Genomic DNA, 13,875 nt, shown 5'->3' on the forward strand with positions numbered 1-13,875 from the left:
CCTCTGGTTCACAAAGAACGCAGAGTCACTCAGCGATGGGACCATGCTAACCGCCGCGCCGCAGCAGATTAAGTGGCAAAAAGACAAAACATTTTTGTGCTTTTTGCAAAAGTGAGGTTCAGAGAGTGAACTTAGGCTGGATGAAATCGATAAAGGCCGAAATACGGCGCGCCACATTGGATGACTTGTAGTACACCGCGTTGATCAGTTCCCGGTCGGAATGCAGCTTGCGGTGCGAATCCAGCAGGGCGACCAAACGACCAGCCGCGATGTCCTCTTTGACCATAAAGCCCGACAGACAAGCAATACCGTTGCCCGCGATGACTAACTGACGCACCGTTTCCCCACTGCTGCAAGCGATGGTCGGCTCAATGAACTCAACCCCATGCAGCGGCCAGATATTTAACGTGCGCGGCGACGTAAAACCGACAATATCGTGGTGATGCAGCTCTGGCGGCGAGGCTGGAAATCCGCGCCGGGCGAGATAATCCGGTGACGCCACCACATACAGCGCGCTCTTACCCAACGGCCGGGCATGCAGGGTTGAATCACTGAGCTTTCCGATACGAATCGCCACATCGGTACGCTTTTCCAGCAAATCGACAAAGCCTTCATTGGAGGTCAGTTCCAGCTCAATATCCGGATACGCTGCATGAAACTCACGCACCAACGGCACCAGTTGATGCAGCATAAATGGGCTGGCAGCATCGACGCGCAATTCGCCTTTGGGTAACTCGCCGCGCGAAACAATGTCTTCTTCCGCCTGGCGCAGATGTTGCAGCCCGGAGCGTACCGATTCCACAAAGCGTTTGCCCTCTTCGGTCAGTTCCAGCCGCCGCGTAGTGCGGTTTAAAATTGTGATGCCCAGTTGCTGCTCAAGCCGACTAACGGCACGCGACACTTTCGCCACCTGCACATCCATCACCTCAGCCGCCTGTGAAAAGCTGCCGCTATCGACCACGGTGATGAGAATTTCCAAATCGTCCGAACGAGTCAGCATACGCACTCCATTTATTGCAAAAATTACAAAATTGTTTTGCTAATACTAGCGTTTTTCACAAATAAAAGCTCAACAATAATGCTCGGCATAGTACAGCCCACTTCCCGTTGTCACGGTGAAGTACAACAAGGAAATCAATCTATGCCTATCGCTCTATTTGCTCTTACACTCAGTGCGTTTGCCATCGGCACCACTGAATTTGCCATGGTCGGTTTGATCCCGACCATGGCCAATGATCTTAACGTCTCCCTGCCCTCTGCTGGCTTGCTGGTCAGCCTGTATGCGTTGGGCGTCGCCATCGGCGCGCCCGTGCTGACGGCCTTAACCGGTAGCTGGAATCGCAAACGCGTACTGCTGTCGGTGATGGCGCTGTTTGTCTTGGGGAACTTGCTGGCCTGGCAGTCTCCGGGTTATTCCACCTTGATTCTGGCCCGTATTCTGACTGGCCTTGCGCACGGGGTGTTCTTCTCCATCGGTTCCACCATCGCCACCGGACTGGTCGCCAAAGACAAAGCCGCCAGCGCGATCGCGATTATGTTTACCGGCCTGACCGTAGCACTGGTCACAGGCGTGCCGCTGGGGACTTATATCGGCCAAACTTTTGGTTGGCAGACCACCTTTTTGATCGTCGCCGTTTTGGGTCTGCTGGCCCTGATTGGCAGTGCGTTTTTGGTACCGGGCAATCTGCCACAACCCCCACAAACCTCACTGTCTGAGCAGGTTAAAGTACTGGCACAGCCTCGTCTGCTGTTAGTGTTTGCTATCACCGCGCTGGGTTACGGCGGCACATTTACCGCATTTACCTTTATTGCACCGATTCTGGAAAACGTGTCTGGCTTTGCTTCAACCACCATCAGTATTTTGATGCTGGTGTACGGCGTCTCTGTGGCGGTCGGTAACATTTGGGGCGGGAAACTGGCCGATAAGCATGGTCCAACCCGCGCGCTGACCATCATTTTCACCGGCCTGAGCCTGATTCTGCTGCTGTTCACTTTTGCTGCGCCGCACCCTGTCGCCGCCGTGCTGATGGTCCTGATTTGGGGCGCCTTCGCATTCGGTAACGTACCGGGCTTGCAGGTGTATGTGGTCAAACTGGCTGAACACTACACACCGAAAGCGGTTGATGTGGCATCGGGTCTGAACATCGCCGCGTTTAACGTCGGCATTGCGCTCGGTTCATGGGGTGGCAGTATCGTAGTGAAACAATCAGGACTGATGACCACGCCGTGGGTCGGCGCGCTGATCGTTGCCGGTGCGCTGCTGCTTACCCGCTTGAGTCATCGTCTGGATCAGCGCCAGCCCAAGTTTGCCCGCTCACTGTAATTCATCTGCCCAAGCCCTCATTTGAGGGCTTTTTTCATTGGCTTCCTGCCACGTCGTTTTACAATGTCACCCTGTGTTTTCACTGGTGTGACCCGATGAATTACTTCCTTCTGACCGACAATCTGCTGCGCCACGACCACTTGCGCATGCGCTGCCTGCGTGCGGTGCAATCGCTGAATCTGCCCGATTGCTATCTCGGCGCCGGATTTCTGCGCAACGCCATCTGGGATTCGTTGCATGACAAACGTGAGATGACGCCGCTCAACGATGTGGATGTGGTTTATTTTGACCGTGATGATTGCTCACCCGACACCGAGCAGCAGTGGCAACATCGGCTCAGTCATCTGGTGCCAGAGATTCACTGGGAAGTACGTAATCAGGCAAGAATGCACCTAAAACATGGTCACGCACCGTACGCCAGTTGCGGCGATGGGATTGCCCGTTGGGTGGAAGTGCAGACGTGTGTCGGTGTGCGTCTGGAGGCCGATGACCACCTGCACTTTTTTGCGCCCTTTGGTCTGGAAGAAAACTGGTCGTTACGGGTGAGCATGAATCCCGATTTCCCGCAGCCTGAGGTCTTTCGGCGGCGAATTGCGAACAAGCACTGGCTGACGCTGTGGCCTGAATTGCGTGTGAAGTAAAACGGCTCATCACAAGGAAGAGCCGTTCAATCAGTTAGTCGGGTTTGACGGTGGGGTTGAGGCTGACCCGACGACGCGTCAGCAACTGCTTGATCCAGCCATGGCCGCTGACCAGCACAATGCCTGCAATCACCATGGCGGAGCCATACAGGAAGCCTGCTTCAATCGTTTCACCCAGAATCAGGCCGCCTAATACCACGCCGTAGAGCGGGGTCATAAACGACAGCACGCCAAGGCGTGAGGCAATGTAAGTATTGAGCATCCAGAACCAGACCAGAAAGCCGCCAAACGAGATGATCAAAGTTTGAAACGCAACACTGGCGAGCGCCAATGGCGTTGGATTGATGGTAAGTTGATCCATCCAAATGGCCGCACCAATCAGAATCACAAACGCCACCACCAGTTGATAGAGCAGCGTCTGCTCAGAAGAGACGTAGGCCAGTTTCGAGCTGCGGATCAGCACCGTGGTTAATCCCCATGAGACACCCGCTAGCAATGCCAGAAAATCGCCCCACAACATATCAGGTTGAGCCGATACCGAAGCTCCCGAATGCCATAAAAACGCTACCGCGATACCAGCAAACGCAAGCAGAATTCCTGCCCACTGCACGGGTGACAGGCGTTCAGAATCAATCAGAAAATGCAGGATCAGAGCGCTGAACACCGGCGAGGTATAGAGGAAAATCACCGCATGCGACGCTGAGGTATATCGCAGCGCTTCGCCGAGAAACAGATATTCCAGCGCGAACAAGGTGCCTACGGCAAGCCCGGCTTTCCAGTTGCCATCAGAAAACACCAGCTTTTTACCCCGCAGCAGCACATACAGCATCACCAAGACAGCCGCCATACCAGAGCGCATACCAATTTGTAAAATGGGCGCGATGTCATTGCCTGTGGCCTTTAGTGCGATTTGCTGCAGGCCCATGGTGAAACAAAACACCACCATGATACCGAGCGCCATGCCATCAATGGGTTTCCGCGACGTCATTGTTACTATCCATATTGTTATGTGTTTTTAACATTATGCGTTGTCGTGATTCAGACATATAGCTAGAATCTGACAACGCATAGCGTTGATGTGACAGAGTGAGCAATGAGTTTTCCAACTAAACATATGCATATCCCACCATTCAGCACCGAGCTGCCGGCGCCTTTGGTGTTTCGCACCGCTTGTATGCCCGCCGATGCGGCGTATCCACGCCATAGCCACCCTTGGGGCGAATTCGTTTACTCGTTCAGCGGTGTGATGGAAGTGAAAGTCGGCAGCCGCCAGTATCTGACGCCATCACAATATGGCTTGTGGCTGCCACCGAATGTTGAACATCAGGGACTAAACCGCTACGAAACCTGCCACAGTTCGCTGTATGTGGATGAAAGCTTGTGCCATCACATGCCGCAGCACACCTGCGCGCTGGAAATCAGTCCGCTGGTGATCGCGCTACTGGAACATCTGCGCCAAACCCCCATCACGCCGCCTTACCGTGACGAGGAGTTTCGTCTGCTGCAAGTGTTGGTGGAACAGCTGACCCACGCCACACCGATTGGCAGCTATCTGCCCACTTCCACCGACCCACTGCTTGGCAAAGTGCTGACGTGGCTGGAGCAGGATCCCGCCAGCAACGCCTCATTGCAAACACTGGCCAAGCAAGCCCACACCACTGAACGTACTCTGATGCGCCGTGCCCAGCGCGATTTAGGCATTTCGGTGTCGGAATGGCGTCAGCGCCTGCGCGTGGTTAAGGCCATGCCAATGCTCGAAGCGGGCGATAAAGTGGAGAACATCGCCCATGATCTCGGCTACGCCAGCGCGTCTGCGTTCATTGCCATGTTCCGTCGCTTGATGGGCGTCACTCCGGATGAATACCGTCGCAATCTCGGTGCCTGAAGAGAGTAAATTGGAATCGGCATCATGGAGAAACAGCGCGCTATCGCCCATAATCAGCCCATTGGAAACGTCACAAGGATGAATATTATGCCAACCTTCAACTGGAAAGCCGCTTGTCTGACTCTGCTGCTGACACTGCCCGCAGGTCCGTTACTGGCTTCTGAACGCTCAGAACTGGCGTGGCAATTGATCGATAGCGGCGCTTTGGTAGTAGATGTGCGCACGCCGGATGAGTTTGCCGAGGGCCATTTAGATAACGCCCACAATATTCCGCTCAGTGATGTCGCGACTGGTTTTTCGTCGATTGATAAACACCAGCCGATCGTGGTCTATTGTCGCAGCGGAAACCGCTCTGCTATGGCGATGCAGGCGCTGCTAGAACAAGGCTTTACCAACGTGCACAACGGCGGCGGCCTGAATGAAATGCAGGAAACCCGCTTGGAGCTGACGCCGCTCAACTAAGCTCAAATGGCCATATCAGACCGAAAAAAAGCACGCCACGGCGTGCTTTTTTAATTCCTCAGTGTCAGTCATTACTTAAGATTGAAAGCCGTTAATCTGCCCAATTAAGCTGGCAAAAATACGCTGACCAATCGGCGTCAGCTCATCGGGGAAATCGTAGTCGGGATTGTGTAGTTGCGGGCTTTGCCGGCCTGAGCCAAGCACGAACATCGCGCCCTCTTTTGCGACCGCGGTAAACTGACCAAAATCTTCCGACCAGCGCATCGGCTCATCAAGCAGGGTGCACGGCGTCTGGGTGTTTTGACACGCTTGTAACACCAAATCACAGCCCAGTGACGAGTTCACGCTGGCCTGAAACACATCCTGCCATTCCAGCGACCACGTCAGCCCGCTCGCTTGCGCGCTCTGCTGCGCCAACTGCGTGGCGGCTTCCACCAGCGTTTCCATCGCCTGATTGGTTTCACTGCGCAGCGTCGCCATCACCACCGCTTCACCCGGTGCGGTGCCAAACGCAATCTCACCTAATTTGGCGTGAATCACCGTCACCCAACAGCGCTCCGTGAGCGATGCCGGCAACGCGTTCAATTGCTCGATAATCTGACACATCGCCAGCGCCGGACTCACACCGTTTTCCGGATGCGCCGCGTGAGATGTTTTACCTTTGAGACGAATGATCATGCCGCGTGACGCGCAATTAAACGGTCCGGCTCTGACCGCAACATGGCCCAGCGCCAGCCCCGGATAGTTGTGCAGCGCAAAGGCGAAATCCGGCATGAACGCAGCAAATTTGGCATCGTTCACCATGTTGATCGCCCCTTCCCCGGTCTCTTCCGCGGGTTGGAACGCCAACACCACCCGCCCTTTTTGCGGGCGTTGCTGGCTAAGCTGCTGGCCGAGCGCACTGACGATCGCCATATGGCCGTCGTGGCCGCATTTATGTGACACGCCCTGATGCACCGAACGGTGCGCAAACTGGTTGGTTTCTTCAATCGGCAGCGCATCCAACTCACAACGAATCAGGGTGGTTGGCCCCGGCTCTTTGCCCTGAAATACAAACGCCACGCCGCGGCCGCCCAATCCCGTCACCACCTCATCGGGCGAGAAAGCGCCAAATTGCGCGAGAATGCGCTCAGCGGTCTGATGTTCCTGATTGGAAAGTTCCGGATATTGATGCAGTGTGCGACGAAACTGCGTCCAACAAATCTCAGCCATAAAGCGGCGCCTCCTTGAGTTCACGAGCCAGCGAACGTCCAGCTTGCCGCAACACCGGCAATAAAATATTGATTCGCTTCACACTTTGCGTGGTCGCCGAGCCCAGACATCGCTCTCGATCTGTGGCGTGCAAACAGGCATACTGCCGTGATGTCTTCTCAATCGGTAGTGTGTGTGCACGTCTCTCTTTCCGAATATCACGCCTTAGGTGATGCGATTATCGCACTCAATACGCCCGCCTTTACGTCGCGCTATGTGGCGCTGCTGCGCGAAATTGTCGATTTTGACTGCGCGGTGATGCTTGGCTATCGCCACAACAAACACCCGATTTACCTCTACGATTCGATTCCGGATAACCGCGAACTGCTGTTTCAACGCTACCTGACGGAGTCATATCAGCACGATCCGTTCTATCGTTTGGTGGCCGATACGCAGCAAGAAGGCGTGTTTCATCTCAGCGAGATGACCGATGCGCCGCACAGTTATCAGCAACACCATTACCAGCAGCAGTTTTATCCGCAAACTGGCTGGCAGGATGAAATGAGCCTGGTGGTGCAACTCGACAGTGAGCGCTGGATTTTGCTCTACCTTGGCCACCTTGCTGCCGGGCGCCGTTTTTCCGCGCTGGACCGACAAGCGCTCAAACAGCGCTTTCACACGCTGGCGCCGCTCTGCCGCCAACATTGGAGCGCCAATGCGCTGCTGCTGGCTCACAGCGATGACAACGCGCTGGAGAGCGAGACCAACCACACGCCCGACATGCGCCGCTGGGTGGAACGCGCACTAGCCAGCTTTGGCACCCAACTGCTGAGCCCACGCGAGCAGCAAATTACCGCGCTACTGGTACAAGGGTTGGATTCGCAAGAGATCGCCACGCAGCTGGGTATCACACACGGCACGGTCAAAAATCATCGCAAGCGCATCTACGCGCAGCTCCATGTCGCCTCGCTCAGTGAACTGTTTCAGCTATTTCTAAATCACCTGATTGGCTCGCCCAACCATTCACCACGCTCTTGAAAAAATCACCGCGATTATCCCTTTAGGGACATCGCCGGCACAAAGCCCTTTCCGTTACTCTGCCTGCAAGACATCTTGGAGGCTGTATGAATTCCCAAACCCTATTTCATGATTTAACCGCGCGCGGCCTGATCGCGCAAAGCACATCGCTTGATGAACTCACCGCCCTATTCTCTGAACCGCAAACCCTGTACTGCGGCTTTGATCCAACCGCAGGCAGCCTGCACATCGGTCACTTGGTGCCGCTGTTGATGCTCAAACGTTTTCAGGATGCGGGGCACCAAGCCATTGCGCTGATTGGCGGCGCAACGGGCATGATTGGCGATCCAAGCTTTAAAGCCACCGAACGCACACTCAACTCAGCGCAGACCGTGCAGCAATGGGTGGACGATTTACGCCAGCAGATCACGCGCACCATGACGCCGCATCTCACCCAGCCACTGCGGTGTGTCAATAACGCCGACTGGACGGGCCAAGTGAATGTGATCGACTTCTTCCGCGACATCGGCAAACACTTTTCAGTCAATGCGATGATCAACCGCGAATCGGTGAAACAGCGTCTGGCTCGCCCGGACCAAGGCATTTCGTTCACCGAATTCAGCTACTCGCTGCTGCAATCGTTCGACTTTGCCCATTTGAACCGCGAACATCAGTGTCGCCTGCAAATTGGCGGTAACGATCAATGGGGCAACATCGTCAGCGGCATCGACCTCACGCGTCGCCTGAATAACGAAACCGTGCATGGTTTAACGCTACCACTGATCACCAAATCCGACGGCACCAAATTTGGCAAAACCGAAGGGGGCGCCGTTTGGCTGGACGCGAGTAAAACCTCGCCCTACGCGTTCTACCAGTTCTGGTTGAACACCGACGATGCCGATGTATACCGTTTTCTGCGTTACTACACCTTCCTGTCGGTGGACGAGATTGCACGCATTGAAGCCGAAGATGCCGCGCGAAGCGGCAAACCGCAAGCGCAGCAAATTCTGGCCGAGAACATCACTGCATTTGTGCATGGCGAAGCGGGCTTAGCGAGCGCGCAGCGCATCAGTGACGCCCTGTTCAGTGGCGCAGTTGCACAGCTCAGCCGGGATGAACTGGCGCAACTGGAGTTGGACGGGCTGCCGTGCACCACCGTCAGCACCGCTGATGATGTGGTTGAACTGCTGATCGCTTCGCAACTCGCCAGCTCCAAGCGTCAGGCGCGCGAATGGTTGGCCAATGGCGCCATTCGCGTCAACGGGGAAAAATTGGCCGACGCCGATTTAAGCCATAGTTTTGCGCTGTTCGATCGCTACTACCTGCTGCAACGCGGTAAGAAACAGTTTGCGTTGATCAAACTGAGCTAGGTTTACAGTGTAAACACGCACTTTTCATCCTCAGCCCGCAGCGTGCCTCACATTGCGGGCTACGACACTGATCTCCTGGCCATAACATGCATGAATTCTGTTCAACGCTTTGTTTTCAAAGCCATGCATGAAAAATCGTCAAGTGCGTAACATTGACCGCTACGCACTTCGGTGACAGATTAATCACACACTCACTCTGCTTATCAGGAGATGTATGTCTGTCAGCCTCAACCAATACGCGAAAATCTATTCGACGTTTGAAAACGAACGCACCCGTCCGGTGTTTGATCTGCTTGCTCCGCTCGCCACCCGCACTACCGGCAATGCGATCGATCTCGGCTGTGGCCCCGGTAATTCCACCGAAGTGCTGCAACGCTTTTTCCCGCAAGCAACCATTGCCGCGCTCGATAGCTCGGAAGACATGATTGAAAAGGCGCAGCAGCGACTGCCCCATGTCCGGTTTGACGTCGGTAGTATTCAAGACTGGATGCCAAATGAACATTACGATTTGATTCTCGCTAACGCCTCATTGCAATGGGTGCCGAACCACCAGCAACTGTATCCGCATTTAATGCAGCAGCTCAGCCCAACGGGCGTGTTAGCGGTGCAAACGCCCGATAATCTGGGCGAACCAGCGCATGAACTGCTGAAAGAGCTCGCCACCAGCACACAGTGGCGCAGTCAGCTCTCTGCGGTGGAACGTCTGCCAAGAGCGAATGCAGAGTGGTACTTCGAACTGCTCTCGGCGCACAGCTCGCAAGTGACGATTTGGCGAACCTGCTATTTTCATCACCTGAAAGGTGGCATTGATGATGTAGTGGATTGGTTCCGGGGCAGCGCACTGCGCCCCTATTTGCTGCAACTGAGCGAGCGCGACCAAGTGCAATTTCTTACCCAGTACAAGCAGATGTTACAAGACGCGTATAGCGTGCTGGATGATGGTTCTGTTCTGTTGCCATTTCCGCGACTGTTTATTAATGCATTGCGATAACCGCCAATAAAAAAGCCCCTTACGGGGCTTTTTTATTGGGCTTGCACTGGCAATAGGCTTTGCAGCGCGTTACTGACCATCTGGTGATCTTCAAGCTGGGCCAGACCGGAAACCGTTACCGCCCCCACCAATCCAGATCCGGCAATACGAATCGGAAACGAGCCGCCATGAGCGCAATATTCCGCAGCATCAATGTGCGGTTGCGTCTCAAATTCGCGCTGTTTCTGCGCGTTGTACAGCGACAGATAGTAAGAACTGCGGCCATATCGCAGCACCGAATTGCGTTTGCGGCGCATCCAATCGAGATGATCCGCGCACGTGCCCGGCATGGCGTATTGAAACAGCGTCTGGCCAAAACCATACACTTCAATCGCCACCGCGACTTGCTGGCTTTCTGCCATCTGTTTGAGCGCGCAGCCCAGTTGCCACGCCACATCGTGGTTAAAATGGTTCAGTTGCAGCGCCTCTTCTTGCTGCGCAATCTCGACCAGTGTCAGGCTCATAAGTTAACCTGCAACGTTTGGCCCGTTTTGCTGCTCTCCAGTGCCATTTCAATCAGCGCGATGTTTTGCAACGCCTGCTCTGGCGGCACCGGGTTGGCCTTGCCGAGACGAATCGTATCCGCTACGCCTTTGAAATAGAGCTGATAGCCGCCCAGTTCGGTCGCAATGGTTTGTGATCCCGCTTCGCTGTGCAGCTGACCATATAGCGACGCCGGTTCCTGTGACCATTGCGGGCTGTCCGGCTGCTTGCCTTCTTTGAGGTAGGTTTCCTGCGGATCGAGGCCGTATTTCTCATACTTCGCCAGACTGCCCAGCACTTTGTAGCGCAGATTCGGCTCTGGGCTGTAGAGGTTTGAATGCAGGTGCACCAAATGATTTGGGTAGTGCAGGATCAGGTTGTAGTAATCGATAGTCGTCGCGCCCGGGCGCATCATGCGGCACTGCGCATTGATCGCTTGTGGCAGGCCAAACAACGCCAGCGCTTGGTCCAGCAGGTGCGGTGCCAAATCAAACAAAATACCGCCGCCATCTTGCGCCAGTTCACGCCAGCGCTGACGAATTTCCGGACGGTAGCGGTCGAAGTGGGATTCAAACAGTTTGATGTCGCCCAAACGCCCTTCCGCCATCAGCTTTTGCAGAGTGAGGAAATCGCCATCCCAACGACGGTTATGGAACACGCTCAGCGTTAGGCCTTTTTCCGCCGCCAACGCAATCAGTTCTTCGCCATCTTCAATGCGGGTCACGAACGGCTTTTCAACGATCACGTGCTTGCCATTTTGCAGCGCACGTTTGGCCAACGGGTAATGCACATCGTTCGGCGCGGTGATGATCACCAGCTCCGCATCGCTGTTGTCCAGCAGGTCATTCGCATCGCCAAACCATTGCGCGCTCGGCCAATCGGCCGCGACTGCGGCTTGTTGGCTGGAACTGATCGCACTCAGCGTCAGCTCAGGCAGCGCGTTGATGAAAGGCAAGTGAAAGGTTTTCGCCGAATAGCCGTAGCCAATCACGGCAGTTTTTACCGGAGCGTAAGTCATATCAAAACTGTCCTTCTGGTGCGGTCGCCACAACACACTGAATGTCGTGACGGTCAAATAATTCTTGCAGTGCTGGCGCGGGTGGCGCGTCGGTGATCACCATGTCGATCGCCGCCACATCACACACGTGATGGAAATTCTCGGTGCCCATTTTGTGCTGTTCACACACCAAAATGATCTGCTGCGCTTGCGCCATCATCGCGCGTTTCATCGACGCTTCTTGTTCATAATTGGTGGTCAGGCCGCGCTCAGACAGCGCGCACACGCCAATAAACGCCTTGTTGACATGATAGCCAGCCATTTGCTGTTCAGCCTGCGCGCCTAAAATAGCGCGGCTGTACGGATCGAAATGACCGCCCAGCAAATGGACCGAATGCGAAGAGCCTTCTTCAACCTGAGCCAGCGTGTTGACTGAGTTGGTCACGATAGTCGCAGGCGCCGCCAGATAACCGGGGACCAGCGCCAACGTGGTGCTGGTATCGAGCACAATGTAATCCTGAGCATCCACCATCGATGCCGCGCACTGCGCCAATGCGTGCTTGCTCGCGCTGACAGCTTTGGCCGAGAACGGCTCGCTTTTCGGCGATACCGGCGCCAGCATCGCACCGCCTCGAATGCGCTGAATACCCGGCATCTGAGTGAGCTTCACCAGATCGCGCCGCGCGGAATCACGCGACACACCAAACTGGTCACAGATGTCGGTCAGGGTCATTTTCCCCTGCTGCTTGATCAGCATTTGTAAGTGAATCAGGCGCTCTTCTTGCGTCATAAACTTAAAATCACGTAAGTAGTTTTAATGCATTATGCCGTATTGAATAATGATGTCACGTAAAAGATCGCACGCAGAATTGAACAAGCCTCAACGCGCAAGCACAAAAAAAGCCAGTCTTATTCAGACTGGCTTTATGGATTTTGTCTTGGCCGTCGCTCAACTACGCGGCGGCGATGTACTGCTTTTTGGTACGTTTTTGATGCTTCAGTTCATCGATCAGCGCATCAACATCCAACTCAATGTTGAATCGGCGTTTGAGGTTAGCCAGAAACAGGGGATCTTCACACATGGCTTTTTCTGGCTCATCACTGATTTTCGCCACCGGACGACCATTGCATTCGGTCAGCTTAATCACGATTGAGAGCGGTTGATAGGCCTTACCCTGCTCATTTTTCCAGCCTGCCAGATCATTGGTGAGGAAGGTACCGATACCAAATGAAATACGTACGCGGCCCGCAAAGTATTCACACAGTTCCAACGCTTCATCAAAGTTCAGCCCGTTGGAGAAAATGAACACTTTCGACGATGGGTCGATGCCCATGTTCTGATAGTGTTCCAACATGCGATCGCCCCATTTGAACGGACAGCCAGAGTCGTGACGAATACCGTCGTACGCCTTGGCCAAGTGCATGTTGAAGTCTTCCTGAAACGCATCGATGGTCAGAGTATCGGTCGGTGCAATCGAAAGCTGGCCGTCAAAGGCTTTCAGCCACTGCTCGAGTGCCACACGCTGTGAATCACGCACATTAACCAGCGCCTGATGGCCCATAAACCATTCATGCGCAATAGTGCCAATCGGTTTAAGGTTAAACTCGCGGGCGAAATGGTAGTTGCTGGTACCCAGCAACAGCTCCGGAATTTCCTGCGTCAGATACGCCATCACATCACGTTGTACCTGGCTGGAGAAACGGCGACGGGTGCCCATTTCAGTCAGAGAGAAGTTGGTGATGCCACGTTTGGCAATTTCCGCTTTCAGTTTCTGTACTTTGTCCGCCAGCACCTGCAACGGCAGTTCTGCCGGCACCTGAGCCCAGCGGCGACGGTTGCGCACTTCTGACACGATCGCCATCACGATGGTTTCGTACAGAATGGTATCGCGCCAACTGCCTTGAATACCAATGCGCAGCTGATGTTTGCCATCTTGCTTCATCACGCCAAATTCGACCTGACGATCCGGTTGGAAATGGAAATAACGCAGCGATTGCAAAAATGAGGTTTTGAGGTGCGGAGAGCTTTGCTTCAGATACACAATGTCCGCATCCGAAAAACGCAGGGATGCCAAATGACGAATCTCATCGCGCACTTCTTCCAACAGTTCACTCACGTCCTCATCGCTGCGCACGATCAGCTCGTAGCGCACCTGAGCGTCCGGATAGAGTGAGTGGATCGCCTGCATCATATTGATTTTATAGGCATCGAGATCCAACAGACTGCGGATGATGTGTGGAGAAAACAGGCGAGAGTTCATGATGCCTTCCTTCAATTCACGACATAGGGTTGGTCATGTTAGTAACATTGTGTTCCTAACTGTTCCCGGCACATTAAATGAGCACACGAAGTTTGTCAACTTTTGTGACAAACCTAACATTAGCGAAACTCCCGCGCATCGACAGTGGATATTCATGCGAAACAATGAGATTACAAGCTTTTATCCGTGGTTTCAGCCAACATTCTCTGCATAAA

The 13,875-nt window shown here is 54.3% G+C and carries 14 protein-coding genes; 7 read left to right on the forward strand and 7 right to left on the reverse strand.

Annotated elements, in window-relative coordinates:
• Nucleotides 1–118 precede the first annotated feature (118 nt).
• Nucleotides 119–1,000: a LysR family transcriptional regulator gene (locus DYA43_RS16955; RefSeq protein WP_061055976.1), complete on the reverse strand. Its 882-nt coding sequence runs from the start codon at nucleotides 998–1,000 to the stop codon at nucleotides 119–121.
• Between the two features lie 141 nt (nucleotides 1,001–1,141).
• On the opposite strand from DYA43_RS16955, the gene DYA43_RS16960 reads away from it, so the two are divergent.
• On the forward strand, nucleotides 1,142–2,323 hold the full coding sequence (locus DYA43_RS16960) for an MFS transporter (RefSeq protein ID WP_061055977.1): 1,182 nt from the start codon (nucleotides 1,142–1,144) through the stop codon (nucleotides 2,321–2,323).
• A gap of 95 nt (nucleotides 2,324–2,418) precedes the next feature.
• The gene (locus DYA43_RS16965; RefSeq protein WP_061055978.1) at nucleotides 2,419–2,964 is read left to right on the forward strand and encodes a nucleotidyltransferase family protein; all 546 of its coding nucleotides are present in this window, start codon (nucleotides 2,419–2,421) and stop codon (nucleotides 2,962–2,964) included.
• Nucleotides 2,965–2,998: 34 nt separating this feature from the next.
• Here DYA43_RS16965 and DYA43_RS16970 read toward each other — a convergent pair whose 3' ends face one another.
• A complete protein-coding gene (locus tag DYA43_RS16970) occupies nucleotides 2,999–3,952 on the reverse strand; it encodes a DMT family transporter (RefSeq protein WP_020329701.1) in 954 nt (317 codons plus the stop codon).
• Between the two features lie 105 nt (nucleotides 3,953–4,057).
• Between DYA43_RS16970 and DYA43_RS16975 the strand changes: the two genes are divergently transcribed.
• Complete coding sequence (locus tag DYA43_RS16975) at nucleotides 4,058–4,849, forward strand: AraC family transcriptional regulator (protein ID WP_038156776.1); 792 nt, start codon at nucleotides 4,058–4,060, stop codon at nucleotides 4,847–4,849.
• 87 nt (nucleotides 4,850–4,936) lie between these two features.
• Nucleotides 4,937–5,311, forward strand: a complete 375-nt coding sequence (locus tag DYA43_RS16980) for a rhodanese-like domain-containing protein (RefSeq protein WP_061055979.1) — start codon at nucleotides 4,937–4,939, stop codon at nucleotides 5,309–5,311.
• A gap of 75 nt (nucleotides 5,312–5,386) precedes the next feature.
• Here DYA43_RS16980 and DYA43_RS16985 read toward each other — a convergent pair whose 3' ends face one another.
• Nucleotides 5,387–6,523 carry an amidohydrolase gene (locus DYA43_RS16985; protein ID WP_061055980.1) on the reverse strand — a complete coding sequence of 379 codons (1,137 nt, stop codon included), beginning with the start codon at nucleotides 6,521–6,523 and terminating at the stop codon, nucleotides 5,387–5,389.
• A 150-nt stretch (nucleotides 6,524–6,673) separates the two neighbouring features.
• On the opposite strand from DYA43_RS16985, the gene DYA43_RS16990 reads away from it, so the two are divergent.
• From DYA43_RS16990 to tam, 3 genes are all read left to right on the forward strand, one after another.
• A complete protein-coding gene (locus DYA43_RS16990; protein WP_267959292.1) occupies nucleotides 6,674–7,540 on the forward strand; it encodes a helix-turn-helix transcriptional regulator in 867 nt (288 codons plus the stop codon).
• An 86-nt stretch (nucleotides 7,541–7,626) separates the two neighbouring features.
• Nucleotides 7,627–8,889: a tyrosine--tRNA ligase gene (tyrS, locus tag DYA43_RS16995; RefSeq protein WP_061055981.1), complete on the forward strand. Its 1,263-nt coding sequence runs from the start codon at nucleotides 7,627–7,629 to the stop codon at nucleotides 8,887–8,889.
• A 214-nt stretch (nucleotides 8,890–9,103) separates the two neighbouring features.
• The gene (tam, locus tag DYA43_RS17000; RefSeq protein ID WP_061055982.1) at nucleotides 9,104–9,880 is read left to right on the forward strand and encodes a trans-aconitate 2-methyltransferase; all 777 of its coding nucleotides are present in this window, start codon (nucleotides 9,104–9,106) and stop codon (nucleotides 9,878–9,880) included.
• A gap of 32 nt (nucleotides 9,881–9,912) precedes the next feature.
• On the opposite strand, the gene DYA43_RS17005 is transcribed toward tam, so the two are convergent.
• From DYA43_RS17005 to pncB, 4 genes are all read right to left on the reverse strand, one after another.
• A complete protein-coding gene (locus DYA43_RS17005) occupies nucleotides 9,913–10,383 on the reverse strand; it encodes a heme-degrading domain-containing protein (protein WP_061055983.1) in 471 nt (156 codons plus the stop codon).
• The gene (locus DYA43_RS17010) at nucleotides 10,380–11,420 is read right to left on the reverse strand and encodes an oxidoreductase (RefSeq protein WP_061055984.1); all 1,041 of its coding nucleotides are present in this window, start codon (nucleotides 11,418–11,420) and stop codon (nucleotides 10,380–10,382) included. Before DYA43_RS17010 ends, DYA43_RS17005 begins: the two co-directional genes overlap by 4 nt.
• Before the next feature lies 1 nt (nucleotide 11,421).
• On the reverse strand, nucleotides 11,422–12,189 hold the full coding sequence (locus tag DYA43_RS17015; RefSeq protein ID WP_061055985.1) for a DeoR/GlpR family DNA-binding transcription regulator: 768 nt from the start codon (nucleotides 12,187–12,189) through the stop codon (nucleotides 11,422–11,424).
• Between the two features lie 163 nt (nucleotides 12,190–12,352).
• Nucleotides 12,353–13,660 (reverse strand): nicotinate phosphoribosyltransferase, encoded by a 1,308-nt coding sequence (gene pncB / locus DYA43_RS17020; RefSeq protein ID WP_020329691.1) that lies wholly within the window; start codon nucleotides 13,658–13,660, stop codon nucleotides 12,353–12,355.
• Between the last annotated feature and the right edge of the window lie 215 nt (nucleotides 13,661–13,875).

The sequence above is a fragment of the Vibrio fluvialis genome (assembly GCF_900460245.1).
Classification (GTDB): Bacteria; Pseudomonadota; Gammaproteobacteria; order Enterobacterales; family Vibrionaceae; genus Vibrio; species Vibrio fluvialis.